We start from the raw sequence: 24,643 nt of genomic DNA, 5'->3' as shown, positions 1-24,643 counted from the left end.
CCACCGATCCCCGATCGCCGACTACCTCGGAGCCGACTGCAGGATCAGATAGCTGGCGGCGGCCTGCTGGCGCGCCTTCGCCGAGAACGGAGCAGCGGTCTCGTGGACGTAGCGGCCGACCTGCACACCGCACATCGACACCCGCGTCACCTTGGTCTCGTTGATCGGACTCGGGATCTGCACGTCGATCATGCAGCGCCCCGCCGTCGGCGAGACCCCCGGGATCTGCCAGTCGCTGCCCGTGGCGGGCAGCGCGTACTGACCGTCGAAGTACTTCTTCGCGGCCGCGGACGTAGCGAACCGGGTCACATAGCTCGTGTCACCTGAGCTCGCGACCGCCTGCGCATCAGCGCCCTGAACCAGCGCGTACCGCGAATCGTCGGTAGACCAGAGGTGGAGTTCGGCGCGCGCGCTCCGATAGCCCGTCGCGAGGTTGCGATCCTCGCTCAGCCCGTATTCGACGACCCGCTTGTCGGCACCCGCGGGGAGCACGAGGCTCATCATCGACTCCGAGTCCATCGGGTAGCCGTCGGTGCGATCGAGGGCCGATGGTCTGTAGTCCGGGAATCTGGCTGCCTGAGCCTGCAGCGCTCTCTCTGCCACCGCCGAAGCCGACCTCGCGTCCGGCATGAAGGCCGCCGCGACCGCCCATACCTCCCCCTTCTGCGCGACGAGACTCACGAGGTCGCGGCCGCCGATCCGCTCGGCGCGCACTCGCGAGACCCGCGCGCCGGGCACCGACGGTGCAGGGAAGGCGCCAGCAGGCGTGATCGCCGTCAGCGCGCGCTCCGCGGACGCGGCGTCCTTGAATCGCAGCAAGCCGGCCGATCCCCACCGGCCGGTGGTGGCGGCGACATCTCCGCGGTTGTCGACATAGCCCGCCAGCCAACCCGAGCGCCCTAGTTCGGCGGCCTGGTCCGCCGTGAAATGGGGCAGCAGAGACGGCGCCAGCTGCTTCGTCGAGATCAACGGGAACGCCCTGGTCACCGTCTTCACCAGGCTGCCGTCCACATCGGTCATGGTGATGACGGCGTCCGCGATGCGCCAGCCCTCCTGCTGGTACGCGTCGGCGGGGCGGGCGGCGGGAAGCACCGTGCGCGGCGAAGTCGGGTAGTTCCCCACGTCCAGGCGGACGGCGCGGGACGGATCTGTGGTCGGGGTGCCCGGCACCGTCGTTGCGCAGCTCCCGATACTGCACATCGCGGCCAGCGCCAGCACTCGGAGGAGTCTCATCTTCCGTCCTACTCGGGTGCGTGCTGCTGGATCAGGTAACCCGCGGCGGCCCGCTGATATGCCTCGGCCTGCGCCTTGGCGACGGTCAGGCGCATATAGCGGCCGACCCGCACGCCGCACATCGTTCCTTTGCCGACGGACTGCAGGCACCTGGCCGAGTCGTTCGGCACTCCTTTCACACTCGCGGCGGCACCCGGGACGAAGAACCGGCCGAACAGCCGCTCGGCGTCGCCGGCCGTCTTCATCCGATACACCGCGTCGAAGTCCGACGCGCCGTTGCTCGCGACCAGTTCCACGCCGGGATCGAGGGACAATTCGTGAACCACCGAGTCGGTGTCCCACATATGCGCCTCGGCGCGGCCGGTGCGGTACCCGCGCGCCATGCCTCCGTCGGCGCTCAGGCCCATCTCGAGGAGCACCGCCTCGGGCTTGGCGGGGAGCAGAAGCGTCATGATGCTCCCGGAGTCCATCGGATAATCGGCTGTGTCTGCCACCTGCGTGGGCGAATACGACCTGACGCGGTCGAACTGCGCCTTGAGCGCCTTGATCGAGACGTCGGCGGCGGTCTTGAAGTCCTGGTCGATCATCGCGGCGACCACCCAGAGCGAGCCGACGGGGATCACCAGGCTCAGCACCGACTTTCCGGAGGACTTCAGCGTCCCGCCCCGGACCGCCGTGATCTTGCCGCCTGGTACCGAGTCGTTCTTGATGACCAACGCGTTCGGCGGAGTGACCGCGGCCAGGGCGCGCGTGGCGGAATCGGCGTCCTGGAACCTCAGGATCCCGGCGCCGGCCCATGCACCGGTGTTCTTCCCGTCCACGCTCCGGCTGTCGATGAACCCCGTGAGCAGGTGGTACCCGGCCAACGCCGTAGCCTGGTCATCGGTGAAATTGGGCACCGGATTCACCGGGAACAGCGCGGTCGACACGATCGGGACCCGCACCCCGACGTTCTTCACCAGCCGCGGGTCGATGTCGCGGACCGTGATCACCGAGTCGGCGATCTTCCAGCCCTCCTGCTGATACGCATCGGCGGGGCGCTTCGCTACGGGGACGCGAGCTGTAGTCGTCGGGTAGTTGCCGACGTCCAACCGCGTGACCGACGGGTCCGCGACCGGCGTGCCGGGCACCGTCGTCGCGCACGCCGCGGTCGCTGCGGCGACGAACAGCGCGCATACCGCGCCCGACCTCACCGACCCGCCCATCCGCACGCCCCCGTCTCGACCGTGTCCGGTTTCTGCCCTTAACCGTATTCCTCCTGCTTGTTTCGCGCTTTCGATCCGATAGGAACCGACACCTGGGTTACCTTATTGCGGTTTCGGCAAGATTGTTTGCCACACAGGCAGGGAGTGGGCACGGTGGAGGTATGCATGAACACGACATCGACTGGGCGGGGATGGCGGAGCGACTGATCACGGAGGGCGAGGCACTGCTGCCGTTCGTGACCGGTGCGGCGGCGAGTCTCGCAGAGCGGATCGCTCCGCGGCGGATCATGGATATCGGCGCCGGCCCGGGCGTCGCCGCCTGCGCTCTCGCGCAACGCTTTCCGGACGCGGAGGTGATCGCGGTCGACGGTTCCGAGCAACTGCTGGAACGCGCGGCCGAGCGGGCCCGGAGCATGGGCATGCGGCTCACGACCCGCGTCGCCGAGTTCCCCGATGGTTTCGCGGATCTGCCCGAGGCGGATCTGATCTGGACCTCGCATGTCCTCCACCATGTCGGTGACCAGGCCGCCGCCGTGCGCGCGCTCGCCGGGAAGCTCCATCCCGGCGGGATTCTGGCCATCGCCGAGGGCGGTCTCACGACACGCTTCCTGCCGCGCGACACGGGACTGGGCCGCCCCGGGCTGGAGGCCCGGATCGAAGCCGCGGCGACGGAGTGGTTCTCCCGCATGCGAGCCGGGCTCCCGCACGCCGCCGACGTCGTCGAGGACTGGCCGACGATGCTCGCGGCCTCCGGCCTCGTGGAGGCGGGCAGCCGCTCCTACCTCATCGACCGCCCGGCACCGCTGCACGACGGCTTCCGCGCCTTCGTCCGCTCCCAGTTCGTCCGCGCCGCGGAGACACTCGCCGAAGACCTGGACGCCGAAGACCTCGCGACGCTCACAACGCTCGCCGGCGACGGGCAGGACTCGATCGCGCATCGCAGCGACGTCTACATCCTTGCGGCGCGGACGGTGCACAGTGCGGCGAGGCCTCAACCGCGGTAGTACGCGATGCGGCCGAAGGGCCACATCCGCGCGGTACGTACGACACCGAGATCCACTCCTGCCGTGTCGAATACGCGGGGCACCGCGTATTCGTCGACCGCGAACGTCGCACCCTCTTCTGCGCCGTGCCGGTGGCCCATCACGTCGACGATGTGCACACTGCCGCCGGGACGCAACGCCCTGCGCACCTCGGCGGCCACCTCACGCTGCACCTCGGGAGACAGGTGGTGGAACATGAACGCGGACAGCACGCGATCGAATGAATCGTCGCCGTAGGGCAGGCGCTGAGCGTAACCCTCGTCGAGCCGGGCGCCGGGTACCTTACGTCGCGCGATGCGCAGCGCGAGCGGATCCGGATCGATCCCCACCGCGCGCACCATGGGCTCGCCGCGGAGGACCGACCGCAGGAGATTGCCGGTGCCGCATCCGATCTCGAGAACGTCCATGCCGGGCGCCGAGGCCGCATCGGCCAGCAGACGACGATGCACACGCCCGATGCGGAACACGGTGGACATCGGGTCGTAGAGCCGCAGCCTCCGGTCGGAGCCGGCAGCGGGTAGGTAGTCACGAGTACCGATTGGATGATTCTTCGTCATGAAGTCCACGATGGCGATATTCCCCTGTTCGAAGTCCTCCTATCCGACGGATGTCTTGGACTATCCTCGGATCGATGACCGACACTCCCGCCATCGGGCGATATCGGAGCGGTGTGCCGGTATACGAGTACCGTCCGCAGCCCGACGAGCTCCCGATCACCGTCCTGCGGCTCGGCTCGCACGGACCACCTCACGGCACGCCACACATCCACGACTTCCCGATGGTGCAGGTGTGCGCCCTCGGTAACCGACACGAGGCCCGGCTGGTGACCCCGGGCGCGATCGTCGACCCGCGGGAGACGCCCACCGCCGACGACGCCTCGGCCGTGCTGTTCGATCCGCTCGTCCTCGGCCTCGACCATGCCGGGCCACGGCACCCGCTCATCGCGGCGTTTCGGCACACCGACCCGAACGGCATTAGCCGGCTGCCGCTCACTACACAGGACGCCGGCCGCTGGCGGGCTTCGATCGATGCCATCGAGAGTGAGATCGGCCGCACTGGAATCGGTTACGCCGAAGCAGTGACCGCGCGCCTGATCCTGCTGCTGGTCGAGGTGGCGCGTGCAGCTCCCGCCCCGGCGGCGGGCGACGCATTGATCGAAGCAGTCGTCGACGTCATCGACGCCCGGTTCGCCGAAACCCTCACGCTGGCCGACGTGGCCGCCGAGGTCGGGCTGTCCCCCGGCTATCTCACGACGCTGATGAGGCAGCGGACAGGACGCACGGTTGTGGACCTCCTCACCGAACGCCGGATGGCCGCCGCACGCCGCCTGCTGGCGACCACCGGCGAGCCCGTAGCCGCAGTGGCACGCCGCTGCGGCTACCCCGACCCCGCGTACTTCTCACGAATGTTCCGGCGCAACCACCGCATGTCGGCCCGCGAGTGGCGTGCCCGAACCGGGCTCCGCTAGCTCGGCGCCCCTACGCACAGCCGAGTCTGCCGAGGATCCAGGAGTATTCGAACGCCGTCTCCTCCCAGGCGCGGTAGCGGCCGCTGACGCCGCCGTGACCCGCGGACATCTCCGTCTTCAGCAGGATCTGTTCGCCGGAGGTGGTGTGCGCGAGCAGCTTCGCCACCCATTTCGCGGGCTCCGTCGGCAGCACGCGAGTGTCGTTGAGCGACGTGGTCACCAGCATCGCGGGATAGGCCGCATCGCGGACGTTCTCGTACGGCGAATAGCCCCGCATGTAGCGGTACACATCGGGATCTTCCAGCGGATTCCCCCACTCCTCCCACTCGCCGACGGTGAGCGGCAGCTCCGGATCGAGGATCGACGTCAGCGGGTCCACGAAAGGGACGTCGGCGACGACACCGCAGAACAGCTCCGGCGCGAGGTTCGCGACCGCCCCGACAAGCAGGCCGCCCGCGCTACCGCCCATCGCGACCAGCCGATCCGGCGCGGCGCGGCCGGTGTCGACGAGATGGCGTGCTGCGTCGACGAAATCGGTGAACGTGTTGTTCTTCCGCAGCATCTTGCCGTCGTCGTACCAGCGCCGGCCGAGTTCGCCGCCGCCGCGGACGTGCGCCACCGCGAAGACCACACCGCGGTCCAGCAGCGACAGCCTGGCGACCGAGAACCACGGGTCCATGCACGCCTCGTACGAGCCGTATCCGTACAGCAGGGTCGGGGCCGGTCCGCCGGCTGCATTCGCGTCCGCCGCGCCATCGGAACGCCGGACGATCGAGACGGGCACCTGCTCGCCGTCGCGCGCAGTCACCCAGACCCGCTCGGCCACATAGCGATCCGGATCGTACCCCGGCACCGGCTGGCGCTTGAGCACCGTCTGCTCGCCGGTCGCGGGCTCGAGATCCAGGATGGTCGCCGGATTCACGAAGGACTCGTAGCCCACTCGCAGCCGCGGCGCATCCCACTCCGGGTTGCCCGCGAGCCCCACGGAGGCCAGTTCCTCGCCCGGATCCCATTCGGAGAACACGGGTTCGAGTTCGGTGGTGCCGAAAGCGATACGCGGAAGGCCTGCGCGCCGGTATTCGAGAACCAGCCGCCGGGCGAACACGTCGACGTCGAGCAGCCGGACATCGTCCCGGTGCGGGACCAGCACGGTCCATTCCGACGGCTCGTCCACCGGCGCTGTCGCGAGCTCGAAGTTGATGCCGGCTCGGTTGTGCAGCACCAGGAACCGATCTGCTCCGGCCAGCACGGCATGGTCCACCGAGTACTCGACACCCTCCTCGCGCGGCCGGACTATCGAGAACTCACCCGTCGGGTCCGACGCGTCGAGCACGCGCATCTCGCTGGTGAGCGTCGAGGACGAGGCCAGAACCAGGAAGCGGTGGCTGCGCGTCAGGCCCACGCTCACGCCGAACCGCTGATCGGTTTCGTGATAGACCTCGACATCTGAAGAACCCGAGCCTATCTCATGCCGCCACACGCGGTCGGGGCGCCAGGCTTCGTCGGGCGTCGTATAGAAGAGGTGACGGGAATCGGGGGCCCAGCAGACTCCGGCGAATACGTTCTCGACGACGTCCGCCAGCAGTTCGCCGCCCTCGATATCCTTGACACGCAGCGTGTATCGCTCGTCTCCCGTGACGTCCAGGGAATACGCCAGCAGCCGACCGTCGGGCGAAACGGCTGCCGCACCGACCGACAGGAACTCGTGCCCCTCCGCCTCGGCATTGAGGTCCAGCATCACGATCTCACCCGGCAGCGGATCGTCGGACAGGGTCGGCGGGTTCCAGTCGTCCTCGCCGGAGATCGGCGCGCGGCACTGCACACCGTACTGCTGCCCCTCGATGCTACGGCCGTAGTACCAGAAGCCGTTGCGGCGCACCGGCACCGACATATCGGTCTCCTGAGTGTGCGACTTGATCTCGCTGTACACGTTCTCTCGCAACAAGGCCTGATCCGCGGTCGCGGCGGCGGTGAACGCGTTGTGCTGTTCGAGATAGTCGATCACCTCGGGAGCGGAGGTGTCCGCCAGCCACGCATAGTCGTCGACGACGGTGTCGCCGTGGAACGTCCGCGGTGCCGGTCGCCGGTCGGCGACCGGCTGCCGCGGGCTCCCGGCGCCCGGTTCGACGGGCCCGCTCGCTCCGCTCCCGGCGCCGGGTTCGACAGGTCCGACCGTCACGCGTCGCCTCCCGGCCAATCCGCGAACGACAGACCCGAAATGCGTTCGTACGCCTCGATGTATCGCGAGCGCGTGCGCTGGACCACCTCGTCCGGCAAAGGTGGCGGCGGCGCATCGGAGTCGGTGCTCCATCCGGAATCCGGCCCCGTGAGCCAATCCCGCACGATCTGCTTGTCGAAGCTGGGCTGGGCCCGCCCCGGCTCATAGTCGTCGACGTCCCAGTACCGCGACGAGTCGGGCGTGAGGACCTCGTCGGCGAGGAGAAGGTCGCCGTCCGGAGATATACCGAACTCGAACTTGGTGTCCGCCAGCAGGATCCCCCGCCCGCGTGCGATCTCGGAGCCCGCCGAGTAGATCTCCAGGGTCTTGTCTCGCAGCCTCCCCGCGAGATCGACGCCCACGGTCTCCGACACCTGCTCGAACGATACGTTCTCATCGTGATCGCCCAACGCCGCCTTCGTGGCGGGCGTGAAGATCGGTTCTTGCAAACGACTTCCGTCGACCAGTCCCTCCGGCAGCGGGATCCGGCATACCGTCCCCGACGCCCGGTACTCCTTCAGGCCCGACCCGGTCAGGTAACCGCGCGCCACGCACTCTACGGGGACCATATCGAGGCGCCGTACTACGAGCGCGCGCCCGAGAACCTCCTCGGGGATCCGCGGGTCGAGCGCCTCGCCCGCAAGATGGTTCGGCACCCCCAGTGCGTCGAAGAAGTACACCGACATGGCCGTGAGGATGCGCCCCTTGTCGGGAATCGGCGTCTGCAGGATGTAGTCGTAGGCGCTGAGCCGGTCGCTCGCGACCAGCAGCATGTGCTCGGCGTCGATCGCGTAGAGCTCACGCACCTTGCCTGAGTAGAGCGGCTCGTAGTCCGAGAGTGTTGGGCTCATACGTCAGAGGATAGGCGCCGGCGCGTACGTGGCGGCTTCGGGGAAGCGCGCCAGGAGCTCCTGCACCTGCGCGACCACCGAGGCGACCTGCTCGCTCGCTGCTCCTGTGAAGGCGGCCTTATCGGCCAGCGCGTCGTCGAGTGCGTCCCTCGTGAGTCCGAGGCGCGGGTCTGCGGCGAGGCGATCCATGAGGTCCGGCTCCCGGCCCGCCTCACGCATGGCGAGCGCCACGGCCACTGCATGCTCCTTGATCGCCTCGTGCGCCGTCTCGCGACCGACGCCTGCGCGCACGGCAGCCATCAGCACCCGGGTGGTGGCGAGGAACGGCAGGTATCTGTCGAGCTCGTTCGCGATCACCGCCGGATACGCGCCGAACTCGGTGAGCACCGTCAGGAACGTCTCGACGAGGCCGTCGATCGCGAAGAAGCTGTCCGGCAACGCGACTCGACGGATAACGGAGCAGAACACGTCGCCCTCGTTCCACTGCGCACCGGCCATCTCCGCCGCCATCGAGCCGTATCCGCGCAAGATCACCTGTAGGCCGTTGACGCGTTCGCACGAGCGGGTGTTCATCTTGTGCGGCATGGCCGACGAGCCGACCTGGCCGGGCTGGAAGCCTTCGGTGACCAGCTCGTGGCCCGCCATCAGCCGGATCGTGGTGGCCAGGGAAGAGGGACCCGCCGCCAGCTGGACCAGGGCACCCACGACGTCGTGGTCCAGGGACCGAGGATAGATCTGCCCGACAGAGGTCAGCGTGGAGGTGAAGCCCAGGTGCGCAGCGACCTTCTGCTCCAGCGTCGCGAGTTTCGACGCATCACCGCCGAGGAGGTCCAACATGTCCTGCGACGTGCCCATCGGCCCCTTGATACCGCGCAGCGGATAGCGCGCGATGAGGTCGTCGAGGCGCGCGATAGCGATGAGTAGCTCGTCGGCGGCGGATGCGAAACGCTTGCCGAGCGTCGTCGCCTGCGCGGCGACGTTATGCGACCGGCCCGCCATGACGACGGTGGCGTACTGCGCGGCGCGGTCCGCGATCCGTGCGGCGACGGTGACCGCATGCGACCGGACGTACTCGAGCGAGCGCAGCACCTGCAGCTGCTCGACATTCTCGGTGAGGTCCCGGCTCGTCATGCCCTTGTGGATCTGCTCGTACCCCGCGAGGGCATTGAACTCCTCGATCCTGGCCTTGACGTCGTGACGCGTCACGCGCTCCCGCGCAGCGATCGATTCCAGATCGACCTCGTCGATTGCGGACTTGTATGCGGCGACGGCCCCGTCGGGCACCTCCACGCCGAGCTCGGCCTGGGCCTCGAGGACCGCGATCCAGAGCTGCCGTTCGAGGACGATCTTGTGCTCCGGCGACCACATGCGGCGCATCTCGGGGCTTGCGTAGCGGTTGGCGAGGACGTCGGGGATCTGCTGCACGACGCCCATTGTCCCACGCCACGAATGCTCAGGACGCAGGCGCCAGGGTGTCGATCACGTCGCTCAGTGCATCACGGACCGCCTTGTGCGGGTCTCCGTCCGGCCGGGTGAACGCACCGAGGGCGGCGCCGTCCTCGACTGCGATGAGCCGCTGCACCTTCCGGCGATCGGCGACCCGCCCCGAGCGCTCGAGCACCTCGACGTGCAGTGCCAGCAGCTCCTCGCGCAGCCGTGCCTGTAGATCCATCAGCCGCGGATCACGGGTCGACACGACGAGGCGCTCGTAACGCGAGACCACCTCCCGCCGTTCCTCGCTGTCGTCGGTCGGGAAGAAGACGGTCGCGAGGATGTCGGCGGTGGCGCCTGCGCCCCGTCGCCGGCGGGTCACCGCGTCCGCGCGCGACCGCACGCCGGCCACGTCGTGATCACCCGCATACGCCACTGCGTTGGAGAGGAGGTCGCCCAGCGATTCGAAGTAATAGGTGGTGGCGGCGAGGGGAATCCGTGCGCGCTGCGCCACCGACCGGTGCCGGACGCTGTCGAATCCGCCTTCCACCAAGAGCTCCCCCGCGGCCGCCACCAACGCGGCGCGACGGCGCTCCCCTTTGGGTGTCGTGGCGGCTGTCACCTACGACATGGTGCCAAAGCGGAGGCCCGGCGACGGGCGGTTTCGCGCAAGTCGGAACGGTTACAGCGCCTGATGGCCGATGTCGGTGCGGAAGTGGCTGCCCGGCAGCTTGATCCGCTCGAGTTTGCCGTACGCGTCCGCTCGTGCGGCTGCGAGGTCGGCACCGGCGCCGACGACGTTGAGAACGCGCCCGCCGGCCGACACGAGGCGGCCGTCGTCGTCGACTGCGGTGCCCGCGTGGTAGACGCCGGGCTGCTCCGCGCCGGCGATCACGTCGCCCTTGCGAGGACTCGCCGGGTAGTTCTCGGCCGCGAGGACGACCGTGATCGCCGCGCCGTCACGCCACTGCAGCGGCGGCAACTCGGCCAACGCTCCCGTCGCGGTCGCGTACAGCGCCTCACCGAGAGGCGACTCGAGGAGGTTCAGCACGGCTTGCGTCTCGGGGTCGCCGAAGCGACAGTTGAACTCGACGACCGCGGGCCCCTCCGCGCCCATCGCAAGGCCCGCGTACAGCAGCCCACTGAACGGGGTTCCGCGGCCGGCCATCTCTTCGGCGACGGGCCGCACGATCACGTCGACGATCTCGTCGACCGCGCCGTCGGGCAGCCAGGGCAGCGGCGCGTAGGCACCCATGCCGCCGGTGTTGGGCCCGGTGTCTCCGTCCCCCACACGCTTATGGTCCTGTGCGGGCAGGAGCGGGACGACGGTGCCGCCGTCGACGAGGCAGAACAGTGAGACCTCGGGCCCGTCGAGGAACGATTCGAGCAGGGCCGGCCGGCCGGATTCGAGGAGATCCGCCGCATGCGCGCGGGCGGCTGCGCGGTCCGAGGTGACGACGACCCCCTTGCCTGCCGCGAGGCCGTCGTCCTTGACGACCCACGTGGGACCGAAGCGGTCGAGCGCTGCGTCGACGTGCGCAGGGTTGTCGACGACCTCGCTGCGCGCGGTCCGGACACCGGCCGAGGACATCACGTCCTTCGCGAAGGCCTTCGAGCCCTCGATCTGCGCGGCCGCTGCGGACGGACCGAACGCGGCGACGCCCGCTGCGCGGACTGCGTCGGCGACGCCCAGCACCAGGGGCACCTCGGGACCGACGACGACGAGGTCCGCCTCCACCTGCTTCGCGAGGTCCGCAACGGCTTCGCCGGAGGTCTGGTCGACGGAGTGCAGCGTCGCCTGCGTCGCGATACCCGGATTGCCGGGCGCGGCATGCAGGTCCGTGACCGAGGGGTCACGGGACAGCGCGTCGACGAGGGCGTGTTCGCGGCCGCCGGAACCGATGACGAGTACTCGCACAACTGGAGACCCTACCGCGGGGGTTGCGCCTGCGACCTAGCCCGTACTACGGTATTCCGTAATTCCGTAATAATTGGAAGGTGCTCTCATGCGAAACTTCGTCGCCGCCCTGGCAGCGGCACTCGCCGTGGCGGCCGCCTCCGTCACTGCCGGTTGCTCGTCGCCGGCAGCGAAGACCAGTCCGGCGTGCGCCCCCGGGAACCCCGGCACCGGCACCGTCGACGGCTGGCTGGGCTACCTCGGCGCGCACCGCGCCGACTGGGGTGCAGTCATCGACGACGGCAGCGGCGGGACGCTCAGACACGCCGCGGACTCGCCGCTGCCTACCGCTTCAGCGCTCAAACTCATCCACCTCGCCGCATACGCGCGAGAGGTGGCGACGGGCAGGCTCGACCCCGCCCGGCGCATCCCCCTTGCCGACTGGCAGCGCTGGTACCTGCCGACCGATGGCGGGGCCCATGTGAAAGCCCTTCAGTACCTGCATATCCCCGCCAAGGGCGGTGTACCCACCGACCCGGCGAGGCACACCGTGACCGTCGACCAGCTCGCAGACGTGATGATCCGGTTCTCCGACAGCGCCGCGCCCGACGCGTTGCGCGCCGTGATGGGCGACGGGCCCCTACGGCAGGTGATGGACGACAACGGGATCGGCGGCCCGGTGCCCAGCCTCGTCGGGCTGTACCGGTCGATCACCGAGAGCGGCGCGCGCACCGACGCACAGGTCGTCGCCGCGGCCGACCGCACCTACGCGCTGAGCCCGGCGCAGCTGTTCCGGCTCATGCGATCGCTTGCTTCGGGGAGCTTCGGAGCCGGATCCGACGTGGCGCGCCGGCTGCTCGAATATCAGCCCGCGCCGCCCGGGCTGACCGGTTTCGGGTTCAAGGGCGGCTCACTCCCCGGCATCCTCACCGAGGTCTTCGAAGCCCGGCGGACGGACGGCTCAGTCGCCGTCGGGGTGCTGATGGTCCACCGCGCCGCCCCGTCCGATCTGCAGCGTGACGTGGCCGCCGGCATGCCACATCAGAAGCTGCTCCTCCAGGCGATGCTCGAGAGCGGGATGCGGAACCGGATGGCCTGCGCCGCCGGGAACTGAGGGTGGCAGGCTGGACGGCGTGACCGGATCCGACGACCGAATCGCCGCCCTCGAGGCGCGCGTCGCCGCACTCGAGGCCGCGATAGGCGGCGATCCCGATGGGACCCCCGCCGCAGCTGAGGGCGGGCGTCCCGACAGGCACGATCCGGCCGGCGCCGGTGTCCTCCGCTACGGCGGCGACGTCACGCTGAACGGTGAGGTGCGATGGAACATCACCTACTCTGCAGCCGCGACTGCGGCCTTATCGGCTGAGCGGGTCTCCGCCGTACTCGGCGCGCTCGGCCACCCCGTACGGCTCGCGGTGGTGCGCGAGTTGCTGCACCGCCCGCTCACGGCGGCCGAGTTGACGGAGCGCCTCGACGCGGAATCGACCGGCCGGCTGTACCACCACCTGGGGACGTTGTCAGCGGCCGGCGTCGTCGTCAAGGCCGCCCGCAACACCTATGCCGTGGCGCCCGAGCGCGTCGTACCCCTGCTGGTCGCGATGCTCGCGGCGGGCGACATCGCAGACCTGCTCCGGTGACGGCGGGTCACCCGGCGTCCGCACCCCTATCCTTGAGGACCATGGCAACAGTGTTCTCGAAGATCATCAGCGGCGAGCTCCCCGGGCGGTTCGTGTACGAGGACGACGCCGTCGTCGCGTTCTTGACGATCGCGCCCCTGACTCAGGGCCACACCCTCGTGGTGCCGCGCGCCGAGGTCGACCACTGGGAGTCGATCGACGACGAGCTGTGGGACCACCTCAGCGCCGTGGCGCGCAGGGTCGGGAGGGCGGTGAAGTCGGCCTTCGACGCACCCCGGGCGGGACTCATAGTCGCCGGCTTGGAGGTCCCGCACCTGCATTTGCACGTCTTCCCCGCATACGCCCTCAGCGATTTCAGCTTCGACTCGGTGGATCCGAATCCCACGCCCGAGTCCCTCGACGACGCACAGGCGAAGATCAAGGCCGAACTCGAGAGACTCGGGAAGTAGGCCCGGCCCGACGTCTCCTAGGCGGACCAGCCGCTCCGGGAAAGGCCGACCCGCTCAGGGGTACGTTCCAGGGGCCGTCGGCGCGACCGTATCGATGGGCACGGCGGCGAGTTCGGCTTCGGAGACGTGGGGCCGCACGCGGGGCAGCCGCACGATGAAGGCCGCGCCCTCGCCGGGCGCGGTCTCGACGTGCACAGTGCCCTCGTGCGCCTGCACGATCCCGTGCACGATCGACAGTCCGAGCCCGGCACCGCCGCTGCCGCGGCTGCGGCTCGAATCGGTGCGGTAGAAGCGTTCGAAGGCGCGCGCGGCCTCGTCGGGCGTCATTCCGTCACCCGTGTCGCGGACCTCGATGATCGCGGAATCGGGTTCGGCCGCTACGCGCACGGTGATGTGGGCGTCGTCGGGCGTGTGCCGCAGCGCGTTCGAGACGAGGTTCGTGACGACCTGGACGATGCGGTCCTGGTCGCCCGGCACGGTGACGCCGACGGCTGCGGGCTCGACGTTCAGGGCTATGTCGCGCTCGGGCTCACGCGCCTGCGCGGCGTGGACGACGTCGGTCGCGACGCTCATCAGGTCTACGGGGCGGTGCGCGAGCGGGCGCCTCGCGTCGAGACGGGCGAGCAGTAGCAGATCCTCGACGAGCAGGCCCATCCGCTGTGCCTCGGACTCGATGTGCCGCATGAGGAAGTCGACGTCGTCCGTGGCGCCCTGGCGATACAGCTCCGCGAACCCGCGGATGGAGGTGAGGGGCGTCCGGAGCTCGTGTGACGCGTCGCCGATGAATCGGCGCATGCGCTCCTCGCCGCGGCGGGCGCTCTCCTCCGATGCCTCGACCCGCGCGAACGAGTCCTGGATCTGGTGCAGCATCGCATTGATCGATTCCGACAGGCTGCCGACCTCGGTGCCGCTCGGCGCGGCGGGGACGCGGCTGGTGAGGTCGCCGGCGGCGATCGCCTCTGCTGTGCGCTCCACGTTCTCCAAGGGGGTCAGCGACTTCCGCACGACGAGGTAGCCGAGGCCGCCCGCCACCAGGAGGACACTGACGCCGATGAGCACCTCGAGCACCATGAGCTGACTCATGGTGTCGGTGACATCGCTGAGCTTGACCGCCACGTACGCATAGCCGTACTCGGACCGCGATTCGACGACGCGCCACAGCGGGCCGCCGCCGCCCTCGGAGTGCACCGTCGTCGCGTCGTCGCCGAGCTCGCCGATGCGCGACAGGTCGGGTCGGACGGTGAAGTCGGGGTTGCCGCCGATGTTCACGGACGTGCCGTCGGTGCGGTAGGTGACGACGTAGTAGCGGGTCGGCGGGCGGTGATCGTTCTTGGGGACCGGCGGCAGCTTGTCGGGGTTCCGTGGGCGGGCGAAACCATCGGCGACCTGCCGGAGGTTCTGGTCCTCCCGCGCGATCAACCGGTCCTTCATCGAGGTGGTGAGCGCGGCACCCGACGCCAGAAGGCCGGCCGCCATCAGCCCGACGATGAGCACGACGAGCGAGAATCGGAGCGGGATGCCGGTGCCGGGGCCCCGCAGACGTTCGCCGAGGTCCACGTTCCTACCGGGGCTCCCTCAGTACGTAGCCGACGCCGCGCAGTGTGTGGATCAGGCGCTTGTCGCCGGTGTCGACCTTGCGGCGCAGATACGAGACGTAGGATTCCACCACGTTGACCTCGCCGCCGAAGTCGTAGTGCCACACGTGGTCCAGGATGCGCGGCTTGGACAGCACTACACCCGCGTTGACCATGAAGTAGCGGAGCAGCGTGAACTCGGTCGGCGACAGCGATACGAGTCTGCCCGCCTTCCAGACCTCGTGGGTCTCGTCATCGAGCTCGATATCGGCGAACGTGATCCGGGTGCGCTCCTCGTCCTCGCCGAAACCGCTGCGGCGCAGCAGCACGTTGACCCGCGCCACGACCTCCTCGAGGCTGAACGGCTTCGTGACGTAGTCGTCGCCGCCGAGCGTCAGGCCCGCGACCTTGTCCTCGACCGAGTCCTTGGCGGTGAGGAACAGAGCGGGAGCCTCGACACCGTCCTGTCGCAGGCGCTTGAGCAGGCCGAGGCCGTCCATCCCCGGCATCATGATGTCGAGGATCATCACGTCGGGCTTGAACGTCCGCGCGCGGTCGATCGCGGCGGGTCCGTCCTGCGCCGTCGTCACATCGAACCCCTGGAACTTGAGGCTGACCTGGAGCAGTTCGACGATGCTGGACTCGTCGTCCACCACCAGGACACGCGGCCTATGTTCATTCACGACGACCATCGTCTGCCCTTTCACTGCGTCTCGTCTGACCGGAACCTGGACGGTTCCTGTGAACGGTAGTCGAGGTGCCTGCCGAATCACTGGCATACGGGGTTCGGTCCGGTGTCGCTCGGCGCCGCCTGGCACCCCGGCCGCGGGCGGCCGCCTGGCACCCCGGCCGTGGGCGGCCGCCTGGCACACTGGGCGCCGTGGTTTCCAGGGTGTCCCCGCGGCAGTGGTCGTTTCCGGCCGTGACGGTACTGGTAACGCTGGTGTGCCTGGCCGCGGTCTTCGGACGCGCGCTCTCGAGCGGCGTGGACGGGTCGGCCGAGCTGCGCACCGCGGCCACGGTGTTCGTCGGCATATTCGTGCAGGCGACACCGTTCCTGGTGCTCGGGGTGCTGGTGAGTGGGCTGATCGCGGGCTTCGTGTCGCCGCGGGTGCTGGAACGCGTGCTCCCGCGTCGGGGCGCGTCGGCGGTTGCCGCCGCCGGCCTCAGCGGCGTGGCACTGCCCGGTTGCGAGTGCTCGGCGGTGCCGGTCGCAGGGCGTCTCATGGACCGCGGCGTCCCGGCGGCTGTGGCGGTGACCTTCCTCCTGGCGGCGCCGGCGATCAACCCCGTGGTGGTCGTCGCGACCGTCGTCGCGTTCCCAGGGCAGCCCGAGGTGGCCGGGGCGCGCGTCGTCGGATCCCTCGCGACAGCAGTCGTGACCGGCTGGATCTGGCTCGCGGTGGGCCGCCCGGAATGGATCAGGCGCCCACGCACCGCCGCACCCGACCAACTGCCCGACGGCGCTTTCGCCCGCCTCTCGGTCGCCGCCGCGACCGCGCGCGAGGACCTCGTGGAAGCCGGGTCGTTCCTCGCCGTCGGGGCCGCGTTCGCCGCGGCGCTGCACGTGCTCGTGCCGGCGTCGTGGTTCGAGCACCTGGCGTCCGACATGCTCCTCGCCGTCGTGGTCATGGCAGTACTCGCCGTGGTACTCGCGCTGTGCTCAGAGGCGGACGCGTTCGTCGCCGCCTCGCTGTCCGCGCTCCCGCTGCTGCCGCGCATCGTCTTCCTGGTGGTGGGTCCCGCCGTGGACGTCAAGCTGATGACGATGCAGGCGGGTGCGTTCGGGCGCAGGTTCGTCGCTCGGTTCGCACCCCTGACGATGGTCGTCGCGGTCGGCTGCGCCCTGGGCGCCGGAACGCTGCTGGTGGGGTGGCGATGAGCACCCGCGCGCAGAACCTGCTGCTACTCCTGTTCGGGTCGGCCGTGCTACTGGCCGCCGGCACGGGGACCTATCTGAACTACGTACGGCCCGTGATGTTCTGGTTCCTGCTGGCGTCGGGACTGGTCATCTGCCTGCTCGCGGTGAGCGGGATGGCGGAGGACGTGCGTTCGATGCAGGTCGAGGATTGGAACGACCCCGACCCCGGCGATTCGCCTGCGGACCATGGTCATCCGCACGGACACGCACACGGCGCCACGCGGGTCGCGTGGGTACTGGTCGTGCCGGTTCTGCTCCTGCTGTTCGCCGCCCCACCGCCGCTGGGCGCAGACGCCGCGTCGACGGTGTCCGTCGCCTCCGCCGAACCGGCGGACATGCGGGCGTTCCCGCCGCTACCGTCGGGGGCGGCGCCGGCCATGTCGCTGTTCGACTTCCAGGACCGCGCGGTGAGCGATTCGACCGGCGCACTCGACCATCGCGACGTCACACTGACGGGCTTCGTACAGCGCCGCGGGTCGCAGGTATTGATGGGCCGCTTGATGATCTGGTGCTGCGTCGCGGACGCGCGGACGATCCTAGTGTCCCTGCAGGGAGATCACGTGACCGCCCGGCCAGGCTCATGGGTGACGGCCGTGGTGCGGCTGGTCCCGGGCACCGCGACACGGAACAACATGTACACGCCGACCGCGAAGGTGGCGTCGTGGCGCGAGGTCCCCGTTCCGCGAAACCAGTACGACTACTAGGCCTTCCGCAGGTACACGAGCACGTCGCCGGTAACCGGGTCGGCGATGTCGTCGTACTCGGAGTGCTTACTCAGGAACCCGGCGACCAATGGGCAGACCGGGACGGCGCGTAGACCTCTCGCCCGGACATCGTCGAGGGCGCCGGTGACGAGAGTGGAACTCAGGCCCCGCCCACCGAACTTCGGGAAGACCTCGGTGTGGTAGAAGATGCGCTGCTGCTCCCGGTCTTTGAATACGGTGAAGCCGGCGAGCTCGCCGTCGACCGCGATCTCGTACCGGTGCTCGCCCTCGTTGAGCGTGACGGTCTCGCTCATGAATTCCTCCTTCTGCGGGGTTTCAAGTGGGTGCTCGGCAGCGGCGGAGCCGGCAGCGCATCCTCGGGGGCCCAACCCCCGACGGTGCCGAACCTGCCGGGGCGCTCGTCGCGCGCCTCCCAAGCCGCGCGGTACTCGACGATCTCCTCGTGCGTACGGCCCACGAAGTTCCACCACATCACTATGTCCTCCTCGAAAGGCGTTCCGCCGAGCAGGATCACGCGCGCAGTGGTCGACGCGGGATTCTCCAGGTGCAGCGACGAGCGCCCGGTCCCGACGTAGCCGAGATCGCCCCTGCGCAGCGGAGTTCCGTCGAGCACCAGTGCATCCGTATCGAGGAGCACGCCGTGCTCGTAGGCCGGGTCGACGTCGAGGTCGACCTCCGCGCCGCCGGGTATGTGCACCTCGGCGCCGAGCAGCGGCGTCGCTGTCTCGACCGGGGACGACGCGCCGGCGACGGATCCGACGAAGACGTAGGCGGTAGCGTCCCCGATCCGGATCGGGCTCGGGGCGTGGTGCTGGAAACCGTTGCGGCCGTTGCGCGCCGCGTCGGGAAGCGCAACCCAAAGCTGGACACCGTGCAGTACATCGGTCCCCGGCGTGGAGACCTCCGAGTGACTGATACCGCGGCCGGCGGACATCAGGTTGAGCTCGCCCGGGAGCACCATGGCGTGCACGCCTGCACTGTCACGATGCTCGATCTCGCCGACGAAAAGCCAACTGACGGTCTGTAAACCGGTGTGCGGATGTGGTGGCACATTCATTCCGCCGGTGGCCTCGACGGTGTCGGGGCCGTAGTGGTCGGCGAAGCACCACGCACCGATCATGCTGCGGTCACGCGTCGGAAGTGTGCGATGCACCGTCATGGCGCGCGGCCCTCCCAGGGGCACGTCGCGAGCCTCGATCACCTCGACTCCGCCGGCGGCAGTCCCCGCTCCGCACGTCATCTCCCCGGGGCGGGGCTCGACGTTGCTCACGTGAGCTAGCCTACAGGTCATGCCAGCGAGCAGAGCGGCCATCGACAAGGCGCACCCGGGCATCTACCACCGGTTCGTCGCGGCGTCCGACGAGGCCACTGCCGCAGCCGAGGCTGCGGGATTCACGCGGGCACAGATCGAGCTGCTGAACGTGCGCTGTTCACAGATCAACCGCTGCGCCTTCTGTCTGTCGCTGCACACCGGACGCGCGCTGAAGGCCGGCGTCACCGCACAACAACTCGCCGTGCTACCGGCCTGGCGCGACGCACGCGACCTGTACGACGAGGCGTCGTGCGCACTCCTGGAGATCGCCGAACTGGTGACGACCCTGCCCGATCACTGCGCAGACCTCGCCTACGATTCGGCGGGCGACATATTCACCGAAGAGCAGATGTCCGCCGCGATCTGGACGGCCATCACGATCAACTCGTTCAATCGGGTCTCGATCCTCTCCCACCACCACGTGCGCCCGCGCGACCTGATCTGATCCCCGGCGGGCGCGACCGGGGACGACGCGGGCGCCGGAGGTCGTCGCCGCGCAACGCAGCGCGCTCTACAGCTCGACGGAGGCCCCGTCGGCGAGCGATGAGAACGGTACGTTCGTGAAGCCGCCGCTCGCGTCCAGGTACTTGTCGGACACCTGCCGGCCCAGCTCGCTCGCGAGGTACTCGTGGATCTGGATCGCCCTGCGCGGACTCACGTCGACGACGAACTGGACGGCCTCGCCGAGTTTGGTCCACGGCCCGCTGGTGGGCACGAGCAGCGTGTCGACGGCGGCGTCGGGCACGAAGTACGTATCGCCGGGGTGGTAGACGGACGTGCCGTCGGCCGTGAGCAGGAAGGCCGCGTTCGGGGTCTGCGGCTGGTCGGCATAGATGAAGGCGTGGGGCTGGACATAGACGCGGACGGAGATCGCGCCGACCGTGAACTCGTCGCCCGTCCACACCGCGGTCACGCCGTCCACGCGCCCAGCGATGCTCTCGGGCGCATACACGGGCAGCCCTGGGCGCTGGGCGATCTCGGTGCCGATCGCATCGGCGTCGTAGTGATCGAAATGATCGTGCGTGATGAGCACCGCGTCGGCCGCGCGCATCAGTTCGGCACGCTCCGGGTTGAAGGCCCCGGGATCGAGAAGCACGGTCGCCCCGGCGGATTCGACGGTCACACAGGCATGCGCATACTTCGTGAGCTTCACTCGTTGCTTACCCTTCGAGGTTCTCAGCATCGGACGCGGGTGACTCTACCCTCACAGGATCCGTTGCATCAGAACCAGATCCAGCCAGCGTCCGAACTTGACACCGACCTCGGGCATCTGCCCCACTACGCGGAACTCGAGCTTGCGGTGCAGCGCCACCGAGGCTAAATTACTTGCCTCGATCGCGGCGACGATCACGTGGACGTCCGACGCCTCGGCACGCTCGATCAACGCGCGCATCAGCGCTTCCGCAATGCCTCGGCGGTAGAAGTTCTCGCTCACGTACACCGAGTTCTCAACAGTGTGGCGATACCCCGACTTCGCACGGTACGGGCCGAACGTCGCGTACCCGGCCACCGCGTCGTCGACGATCGCCACCAGCACCGGGAAACCCGCCGCCGTACGCTCCTCGAGCCACCGGTGACGACCGGCGAGATCGGACCGCTCGTCGGTCCAGATCGCCGTCGAATCCGCCACAGCGTCGTTGTAGATGGCGAGAATGGCCGGCAGGTCGTTCTCGGTCGCGTCCCGGATCTCCATGCGGCAACGATATGCCGCGCGGTTACTGCACGCTCGGGTAGATCCGCGGCAGCTCCGACGCGCTACCCGTGTACTCGGGATCCCGCTTCTCCAGGAAGGCGGCGACGCCCTCCTTGCCGTCGCCGATGGACGTGTAGTACATCGCGAGCGAATCCGCCAGGTGCGCGTCCAGCGGATGCGGCGCTGCGCCGTTGCGCCGCAGCATCTGACGCGCCAGGCCCAGCGCTGTCGCCGACCGACCCGACACCCACTTCCGTGCCAGCTCCTGTGCGGCCGGCACAAGCTCGTCGGGCTCGTGGATCGAGCGGACGAGCCGGCCGCGCAGCAGCTCGTCGGCATCCAGGATGTCGGCGGAGTAGACCCACTCGAGGGCCTGCGCCAGCCCGACGATGCGCGGCAGGAACCACGTCGACGCCGCCTCCGGGACGATGCCCAGGCGGCCGAAGACGAAGCCGACCCGCGCCTTCGACGACGCCAGCCGCGCGTCCATGGCCAGCGTCATCGTGGCCCCGATCCCGACCGCCGCGCCGTTGACAGCGGCGATGACCGGCTTGGGAAGCGCATCGATCGCGAGCGTGACCTTGCCGCCGGTGTCGCGGACGCCGGTCTGATAGGGCTCCTCGTCGTAGTGCGCGTAGAACTCCTCCGGCGTCGGGCGCAGTGTCTCGTCGAGCCCGAAGACGTTGCCCTCGGCGCTGAGATCCATTCCGGCGCAGAACGCCCGGCCAGATCCGGTGACGACGACCGCACGGATGCCGTCGTCCCATGCGTCCTCGCCGAAGAAGCGCAGCAACTCGCGCGCCATCGTCAGGTCGAATGCATTGAGCGCGTCCGGCCGGTTCAGCGTCAGCGTCGCGACGCCGTCACCGTCGATCTCCACCGCCAGGGTCTCGTACTCGAAGTCCATCGCACCTCGCCTCGTTCGCGCGGCGCCCCGTCGCGCCGTCACCTCCCAGCGTGGCATGCTCGGCGTCCGTCGCTGCTGCTAGGCTCTGATCCGGCCGCTCGCCGGCCACGCCTCCGTAGCTCAGTGGTAGAGCACCGCTCTTGTAAAGCGAAGGTCGTCGGTTCGATCCCGACCGGGGGCTCGTCCCGAACCCGACCCGATTGCTCGGTGCAGCCATGCGAGACCTCGCCCCCTCCATCACCCGCCAGCGGCTACTCCTCGAGGGGTTCTTCACGGTCGACGTCGGCGAGGAGACCGTGCGCGACTTCCTACTCGGCCTGCCGCGGTCGCTCGATCTGCGCACATACGGGGAGCCCGCCGTGTTCGCGCCGCAGGGGCGTAGCGAGAACGGCAACGAGGGGTTCGACGCGTTCATCCCGCTCGTCGACTCCGGAATCTCCCTGTACGTGTGGCAGACGCAGCGATTCCTATCGCTGATCGTGTTCACCTGCAAGGCGTTCGACGCCGCCGCGGCCGTCCGTTACACCCGTGACTACTTCCGGATGACCGAGACCGAGCAGGAGGCGTTCTAGGGGCGTCTCAGTACCTGCATGCGTGGAGCAACTGGCCCAGGTACCGCGGCGGGTTCGCCTCGGACACCGCGAGCAGGGTCTCCATGACGATCGGCGTCGCGGTCGGCCGCATGGCGACCCGCGAGGTGCGCACGCTGTGCGCAAAGGGCTCGTAGAACACCGTCCACGCGTCGTCGCTGCTGCCGATTGCGGCCAGGTTGTCCTGCAGAGTAGTGGTCGGCGGCCCGAGGACGGGTTCGAAACCCGCGTCGCGACAGGACGCCACCACCAGATCGTGGAGCGGCGCGTTCCGGGTGCGCTCGACGATACGCAGAGGCATCCGGGCGAGGTCCGCGAGGTCGATCTCGTCGCCCGCGGCTGCGGGATGGGCGGCGGGCAGCGCGACCAGGAGGCGGTCCCGCCACAGCGGGATCAGCCTGAGCTCGGGACTGTCCGCCACGCCGCGCACGAAGGTCGCGTCCAGCGTGTGGGCGCGAACCCGGTCGAGCCTCTCCTGCGTCGCAGCCGCGACCAGTTCGACGCTGAGCCCCGGCACGAGCGAGACCAGGGCGTCCAGAACCCGGTCCAGGTGCTCGCCGAGTCCGTGGCTCGTCCCGAGCCGTAGGGCGGTGGGCGCGCCACCCACGAAGCGTGCGACCGAGGCACGTGCCCTGCCCTCTGCCGCCAGCACGGCACGAGCCTGCGGCAGGAAGAGCCTGCCCGCGTCGGTGAGGCGCACCGTCCGGGGTGTGCGGTCGAAGAGTTCGACGCCCAGGTCCCGCTCCAGGCGGCGGATCTGCTGGCTCACCGCGGCCTGGACGATGTGCAGGCGATCCGCGGCGCGGCCGAAGTGCAGTTCCTCCGCGACGGTGACGAAGTACCGCAGTTGCCGCAGCTCCACCCCGACAGTATGCGCGATCACGATCGGTGATCGCTGCGAATACGGATCGGGCCTTGGTCACGGCGGTTTCCGTGTGTGGACTGTTGGAGACCGAATCATCAACCACACCAAGGAGAATCAGATGCCGATCGTCACCGTGCAGCAGGGCCCGCGCAGCGTCGAGCTCAAGCGTGAACTGGTCCGCAGGATCACGGACGCGTTCGTCGACGCCTACGAGATGCCCGCAGAAGCCGTCCAGGTCTGGATCCACGAGGTACCCGCCGACAGCTGGGGCGCCGCGGGGAGGCTGACGGCCGACAAGTAGCCGGAGGGGAACGATCAGGTCGCGCCTCTGGTCGTCTGCCCTACGGGATCCGCGGGCAGACGGTCAGAGGTCACCGAACCTCAGTACACCGTCCCCATCGCAGCCCGAACCTCGTCGAGGGTGCGGCGTGCGACAACCGCCGCGCGCCGGTTCCCGTCGCGCAATACATCGCGCACTCGATCCGGATCCCGTGCGAGTTCGTCGCGGCGCAGGCGATGCGGGGCGAGAAGGCCGTTGACTGCATCCGTGGTCAACCGCTTCAACGCCCCGGCGCCGCCATCGCCGAGTTCGTCGGCGATGGCGTGTTCGTCCCGTCCGGTACACAGCGCGACGGTGGTCAACAGGGCCGACACTCCGGGCCGCCGGGCCGGATCGAACGTGATCCGCCGGTCCGCGTCCGTCGGCGCACGGCGGATCACGTCGGCGGTCTGGTCCGCGGTCATCGACAGGGCTATGGCGTTGCCGTAGCTCTTGGACATCTTGCGGCCGTCCAGACCGGGAACCTCGGGCGCGTCCGTGAGCATCGGCCGCGGCTCCGGGAAGACCTCACCGTACCGGTTGTTGAAGCGCCGGGCGATGGTGCGAGCCGCCTCCACATGCGGCAGGTTGTCCTTGCCGACAGGCACCAGGCCCGCCTTGCAGAACAGGATGTCGGCCGCCTGGTGCACGGGGTATGTGAGCAACAGGCCGCTCAGTGCCCTGCCCGACACGGCGTGCTCGGCCTTGACGGTCGGATTCCGGTGCAACTCGGCCTCGGTGACGAGGCTCAGGAACGGAAGCATCAACTGATTCAGAGCCGGAACGGCCGAGTGGGTGAAGATCGTCGCGGTGGTCGGGTCGATACCCGCAGCCAGGTAGTCGAGGACCGCGCCGTAGACGTTCGCGCGGACCTCACCGGTCACGTCCCGGTCCGTCACCACCTGGTAGTCGGCCAGGACGACGAAGGTGTCGACGCCCAGACGGTGCAGGCGGACGCGCTCGCGGATCGTGCCGAAATAGTGCCCGAGGTGCAGCGGCCCGGTCGGCCGTTCACCGGTCGAAAGGCGGTAGTCGCGCGGGTGATCGTCGACCTCGGCACGCAGCGCGTCGCTACGGGTCACGGTTGCGGAGAAGGTGTTCAACGTGTGCTCCTGAGAGTTCAGGGCTGCACGAGAACGCGCTCCAGACGGGTCGGCACGCGGGCTGCGTACAGCCCGCGGACGTGGTTAGACGGGCTGCCTACGCAGCCGCCACCAGGCCTGTCGGATGTCCATCACCGGGCCAGGATAGCCCGTTGGTCCCGTGTTGCGTCTTTAGATCAGTCGATCTATATTTAGATCAATC

General features: G+C 69.1%; 27 protein-coding genes and 1 tRNA gene. 11 read left to right on the top strand and 17 right to left on the bottom strand.

Annotated elements, in window-relative coordinates:
- Nucleotides 1–21: 21 nt before the first annotated feature.
- Both P0W64_RS05255 and P0W64_RS05250 read right to left on the bottom strand, forming a co-directional pair.
- Nucleotides 22–1,233: a hypothetical protein gene (locus tag P0W64_RS05255; protein WP_275479022.1), complete on the bottom strand. Its 1,212-nt coding sequence runs from the start codon at nt 1,231–1,233 to the stop codon at nt 22–24.
- A gap of 8 nt (nt 1,234–1,241) precedes the next feature.
- The gene (locus P0W64_RS05250; RefSeq protein WP_275479021.1) at nt 1,242–2,426 is read right to left on the bottom strand and encodes a hypothetical protein; all 1,185 of its coding nucleotides are present in this window, start codon (nt 2,424–2,426) and stop codon (nt 1,242–1,244) included.
- Nucleotides 2,427–2,599: 173 nt separating this feature from the next.
- Here P0W64_RS05250 and P0W64_RS05245 point away from each other — a divergent pair, with 173 nt between their 5' ends.
- Nucleotides 2,600–3,442: a class I SAM-dependent methyltransferase gene (locus P0W64_RS05245; RefSeq protein ID WP_275479020.1), complete on the top strand. Its 843-nt coding sequence runs from the start codon at nt 2,600–2,602 to the stop codon at nt 3,440–3,442.
- Here P0W64_RS05245 and P0W64_RS05240 read toward each other — a convergent pair.
- A complete protein-coding gene (locus tag P0W64_RS05240) occupies nt 3,430–4,038 on the bottom strand; it encodes a class I SAM-dependent methyltransferase (RefSeq protein WP_275479019.1) in 609 nt (202 codons plus the stop codon). The two genes, P0W64_RS05245 and P0W64_RS05240, sit on opposite strands and share 13 nt — an antisense overlap.
- Nucleotides 4,039–4,112: 74 nt before the next feature.
- Here P0W64_RS05240 and P0W64_RS05235 point away from each other — a divergent pair, with 74 nt between their 5' ends.
- Entirely contained in the window at nt 4,113–4,949 is an 837-nt protein-coding gene (locus P0W64_RS05235) for an AraC family transcriptional regulator (protein WP_275479018.1), read from the top strand.
- A gap of 10 nt (nt 4,950–4,959) precedes the next feature.
- On the opposite strand, the gene P0W64_RS05230 is transcribed toward P0W64_RS05235, so the two are convergent.
- Genes P0W64_RS05230 through purD form a run of 5 tightly spaced genes read right to left on the bottom strand, consistent with a single transcriptional unit; the run spans nt 4,960 to nt 11,367 of the window.
- Nucleotides 4,960–7,128, bottom strand: a complete 2,169-nt coding sequence (locus tag P0W64_RS05230; protein ID WP_275479017.1) for a S9 family peptidase — start codon at nt 7,126–7,128, stop codon at nt 4,960–4,962.
- Nucleotides 7,125–8,018 carry a phosphoribosylaminoimidazolesuccinocarboxamide synthase gene (locus tag P0W64_RS05225; RefSeq protein WP_275479016.1) on the bottom strand — a complete coding sequence of 298 codons (894 nt, stop codon included), beginning with the start codon at nt 8,016–8,018 and terminating at the stop codon, nt 7,125–7,127. Before P0W64_RS05225 ends, P0W64_RS05230 begins: the two co-directional genes overlap by 4 nt.
- 3 nt (nt 8,019–8,021) lie before the next feature.
- A complete protein-coding gene (gene purB, locus P0W64_RS05220; protein WP_275479015.1) occupies nt 8,022–9,443 on the bottom strand; it encodes an adenylosuccinate lyase in 1,422 nt (473 codons plus the stop codon).
- A gap of 28 nt (nt 9,444–9,471) precedes the next feature.
- Complete coding sequence (locus tag P0W64_RS05215) at nt 9,472–10,071, bottom strand: TetR family transcriptional regulator C-terminal domain-containing protein (protein ID WP_275479014.1); 600 nt, start codon at nt 10,069–10,071, stop codon at nt 9,472–9,474.
- A 60-nt stretch (nt 10,072–10,131) separates the two neighbouring features.
- A complete protein-coding gene (gene purD, locus P0W64_RS05210; protein WP_275479013.1) occupies nt 10,132–11,367 on the bottom strand; it encodes a phosphoribosylamine--glycine ligase in 1,236 nt (411 codons plus the stop codon).
- Between the two features lie 88 nt (nt 11,368–11,455).
- On the opposite strand from purD, the gene P0W64_RS05205 reads away from it, so the two are divergent.
- Genes P0W64_RS05205 through P0W64_RS05195 form a run of 3 tightly spaced genes read left to right on the top strand, consistent with a single transcriptional unit; the run spans nt 11,456 to nt 13,432 of the window.
- Nucleotides 11,456–12,460, top strand: coding sequence for a serine hydrolase (locus tag P0W64_RS05205; RefSeq protein WP_275479012.1), 1,005 nt, complete (start codon nt 11,456–11,458; stop codon nt 12,458–12,460).
- 19 nt (nt 12,461–12,479) lie between these two features.
- Nucleotides 12,480–12,983 (top strand): helix-turn-helix domain-containing protein, encoded by a 504-nt coding sequence (locus tag P0W64_RS05200; protein WP_275479011.1) that lies wholly within the window; start codon nt 12,480–12,482, stop codon nt 12,981–12,983.
- Between the two features lie 41 nt (nt 12,984–13,024).
- Entirely contained in the window at nt 13,025–13,432 is a 408-nt protein-coding gene (locus P0W64_RS05195) for an HIT family protein (protein WP_275479010.1), read from the top strand.
- 54 nt (nt 13,433–13,486) lie between these two features.
- Here the strand turns inward: P0W64_RS05195 and P0W64_RS05190 are convergent, their stop codons facing one another.
- Complete coding sequence (locus P0W64_RS05190; protein ID WP_343232838.1) at nt 13,487–14,989, bottom strand: HAMP domain-containing sensor histidine kinase; 1,503 nt, start codon at nt 14,987–14,989, stop codon at nt 13,487–13,489.
- Nucleotides 14,990–14,993: 4 nt separating this feature from the next.
- Nucleotides 14,994–15,698 (bottom strand): response regulator transcription factor, encoded by a 705-nt coding sequence (locus tag P0W64_RS05185; protein WP_275479009.1) that lies wholly within the window; start codon nt 15,696–15,698, stop codon nt 14,994–14,996.
- A 251-nt stretch (nt 15,699–15,949) separates the two neighbouring features.
- Here P0W64_RS05185 and P0W64_RS05180 point away from each other — a divergent pair, with 251 nt between their 5' ends.
- Complete coding sequence (locus P0W64_RS05180; RefSeq protein ID WP_275479200.1) at nt 15,950–16,888, top strand: permease; 939 nt, start codon at nt 15,950–15,952, stop codon at nt 16,886–16,888.
- Nucleotides 16,885–17,631 carry a TIGR03943 family protein gene (locus tag P0W64_RS05175; protein WP_275479008.1) on the top strand — a complete coding sequence of 249 codons (747 nt, stop codon included), beginning with the start codon at nt 16,885–16,887 and terminating at the stop codon, nt 17,629–17,631. The genes P0W64_RS05180 and P0W64_RS05175 overlap by 4 nt, the downstream gene beginning before the upstream one ends.
- Here P0W64_RS05175 and P0W64_RS05170 read toward each other — a convergent pair.
- Together P0W64_RS05170 and P0W64_RS05165 are read right to left on the bottom strand one after the other, a co-directional pair.
- The gene (locus tag P0W64_RS05170) at nt 17,628–17,945 is read right to left on the bottom strand and encodes a GNAT family N-acetyltransferase (protein WP_275479007.1); all 318 of its coding nucleotides are present in this window, start codon (nt 17,943–17,945) and stop codon (nt 17,628–17,630) included. The two genes, P0W64_RS05175 and P0W64_RS05170, sit on opposite strands and share 4 nt — an antisense overlap.
- Nucleotides 17,942–18,922 carry a pirin family protein gene (locus P0W64_RS05165; protein WP_275479006.1) on the bottom strand — a complete coding sequence of 327 codons (981 nt, stop codon included), beginning with the start codon at nt 18,920–18,922 and terminating at the stop codon, nt 17,942–17,944. Before P0W64_RS05165 ends, P0W64_RS05170 begins: the two co-directional genes overlap by 4 nt.
- Nucleotides 18,923–18,941: 19 nt before the next feature.
- Between P0W64_RS05165 and P0W64_RS05160 the strand changes: the two genes are divergently transcribed.
- Complete coding sequence (locus P0W64_RS05160; protein ID WP_275479005.1) at nt 18,942–19,409, top strand: carboxymuconolactone decarboxylase family protein; 468 nt, start codon at nt 18,942–18,944, stop codon at nt 19,407–19,409.
- Nucleotides 19,410–19,475: 66 nt separating this feature from the next.
- Here the strand turns inward: P0W64_RS05160 and P0W64_RS05155 are convergent, their stop codons facing one another.
- Genes P0W64_RS05155 through P0W64_RS05145 form a run of 3 tightly spaced genes read right to left on the bottom strand, consistent with a single transcriptional unit; the run spans nt 19,476 to nt 21,564 of the window.
- Nucleotides 19,476–20,147, bottom strand: coding sequence for an MBL fold metallo-hydrolase (locus P0W64_RS05155; protein ID WP_275479004.1), 672 nt, complete (start codon nt 20,145–20,147; stop codon nt 19,476–19,478).
- Nucleotides 20,148–20,168: 21 nt separating this feature from the next.
- Nucleotides 20,169–20,657 carry a GNAT family N-acetyltransferase gene (locus P0W64_RS05150; RefSeq protein WP_275479003.1) on the bottom strand — a complete coding sequence of 163 codons (489 nt, stop codon included), beginning with the start codon at nt 20,655–20,657 and terminating at the stop codon, nt 20,169–20,171.
- A gap of 22 nt (nt 20,658–20,679) precedes the next feature.
- Nucleotides 20,680–21,564 (bottom strand): crotonase/enoyl-CoA hydratase family protein, encoded by an 885-nt coding sequence (locus P0W64_RS05145; protein WP_275479002.1) that lies wholly within the window; start codon nt 21,562–21,564, stop codon nt 20,680–20,682.
- 109 nt (nt 21,565–21,673) lie between these two features.
- Here P0W64_RS05145 and P0W64_RS05140 point away from each other — a divergent pair.
- Nucleotides 21,674–21,745: transfer RNA gene (locus tag P0W64_RS05140), tRNA-Thr, on the top strand.
- 34 nt (nt 21,746–21,779) lie between these two features.
- The gene (locus P0W64_RS05135) at nt 21,780–22,136 is read left to right on the top strand and encodes an S-adenosylmethionine decarboxylase (protein WP_275479001.1); all 357 of its coding nucleotides are present in this window, start codon (nt 21,780–21,782) and stop codon (nt 22,134–22,136) included.
- A gap of 7 nt (nt 22,137–22,143) precedes the next feature.
- On the opposite strand, the gene P0W64_RS05130 is transcribed toward P0W64_RS05135, so the two are convergent.
- Nucleotides 22,144–23,016 (bottom strand): LysR family transcriptional regulator, encoded by an 873-nt coding sequence (locus P0W64_RS05130; RefSeq protein ID WP_275479000.1) that lies wholly within the window; start codon nt 23,014–23,016, stop codon nt 22,144–22,146.
- 121 nt (nt 23,017–23,137) lie between these two features.
- Here P0W64_RS05130 and dmpI point away from each other — a divergent pair, with 121 nt between their 5' ends.
- Nucleotides 23,138–23,320 carry a 4-oxalocrotonate tautomerase DmpI gene (dmpI, locus tag P0W64_RS05125; protein ID WP_275478999.1) on the top strand — a complete coding sequence of 61 codons (183 nt, stop codon included), beginning with the start codon at nt 23,138–23,140 and terminating at the stop codon, nt 23,318–23,320.
- A gap of 80 nt (nt 23,321–23,400) precedes the next feature.
- Here the strand turns inward: dmpI and trpS are convergent, their stop codons facing one another.
- Entirely contained in the window at nt 23,401–24,420 is a 1,020-nt protein-coding gene (trpS, locus tag P0W64_RS05120) for a tryptophan--tRNA ligase (RefSeq protein ID WP_343232840.1), read from the bottom strand.
- Nucleotides 24,421–24,643: the final 223 nt, after the last annotated feature.

The organism is Tsukamurella sp. 8F, from assembly GCF_029167375.1.
Taxonomy (GTDB): domain Bacteria; phylum Actinomycetota; class Actinomycetes; order Mycobacteriales; family Mycobacteriaceae; genus Tsukamurella.
This window is presented reverse-complemented; position numbering and strand designations above follow the sequence as displayed.

What these genes read in the sequence shown, in the direction of transcription:
- P0W64_RS05255 (WP_275479022.1), bottom strand. Translation starts at nt 1,233, where the DNA reads ATGAGACTCCTCCGAGTGCTGGCGCTGGCCGCGATGTGCAGTATCGGG.
- P0W64_RS05245 (WP_275479020.1), top strand. Translation starts at nt 2,600, where the DNA reads ATGCATGAACACGACATCGACTGGGCGGGGATGGCGGAGCGACTGATC.
- P0W64_RS05240 (WP_275479019.1), bottom strand. Translation starts at nt 4,038, where the DNA reads ATGACGAAGAATCATCCAATCGGTACTCGTGACTACCTACCCGCTGCC.
- P0W64_RS05235 (WP_275479018.1), top strand. Translation starts at nt 4,113, where the DNA reads ATGACCGACACTCCCGCCATCGGGCGATATCGGAGCGGTGTGCCGGTA.
- P0W64_RS05225 (WP_275479016.1), bottom strand. Translation starts at nt 8,018, where the DNA reads ATGAGCCCAACACTCTCGGACTACGAGCCGCTCTACTCAGGCAAGGTG.
- P0W64_RS05205 (WP_275479012.1), top strand. Translation starts at nt 11,456, where the DNA reads ATGCGAAACTTCGTCGCCGCCCTGGCAGCGGCACTCGCCGTGGCGGCC.
- P0W64_RS05195 (WP_275479010.1), top strand. Translation starts at nt 13,025, where the DNA reads ATGGCAACAGTGTTCTCGAAGATCATCAGCGGCGAGCTCCCCGGGCGG.
- P0W64_RS05185 (WP_275479009.1), bottom strand. Translation starts at nt 15,698, where the DNA reads ATGGTCGTCGTGAATGAACATAGGCCGCGTGTCCTGGTGGTGGACGAC.
- P0W64_RS05175 (WP_275479008.1), top strand. Translation starts at nt 16,885, where the DNA reads ATGAGCACCCGCGCGCAGAACCTGCTGCTACTCCTGTTCGGGTCGGCC.
- P0W64_RS05170 (WP_275479007.1), bottom strand. Translation starts at nt 17,945, where the DNA reads ATGAGCGAGACCGTCACGCTCAACGAGGGCGAGCACCGGTACGAGATC.
- P0W64_RS05160 (WP_275479005.1), top strand. Translation starts at nt 18,942, where the DNA reads ATGCCAGCGAGCAGAGCGGCCATCGACAAGGCGCACCCGGGCATCTAC.
- P0W64_RS05155 (WP_275479004.1), bottom strand. Translation starts at nt 20,147, where the DNA reads ATGCTGAGAACCTCGAAGGGTAAGCAACGAGTGAAGCTCACGAAGTAT.
- P0W64_RS05150 (WP_275479003.1), bottom strand. Translation starts at nt 20,657, where the DNA reads ATGGAGATCCGGGACGCGACCGAGAACGACCTGCCGGCCATTCTCGCC.
- P0W64_RS05145 (WP_275479002.1), bottom strand. Translation starts at nt 21,564, where the DNA reads ATGGACTTCGAGTACGAGACCCTGGCGGTGGAGATCGACGGTGACGGC.
- P0W64_RS05135 (WP_275479001.1), top strand. Translation starts at nt 21,780, where the DNA reads ATGCGAGACCTCGCCCCCTCCATCACCCGCCAGCGGCTACTCCTCGAG.
- dmpI (WP_275478999.1), top strand. Translation starts at nt 23,138, where the DNA reads ATGCCGATCGTCACCGTGCAGCAGGGCCCGCGCAGCGTCGAGCTCAAG.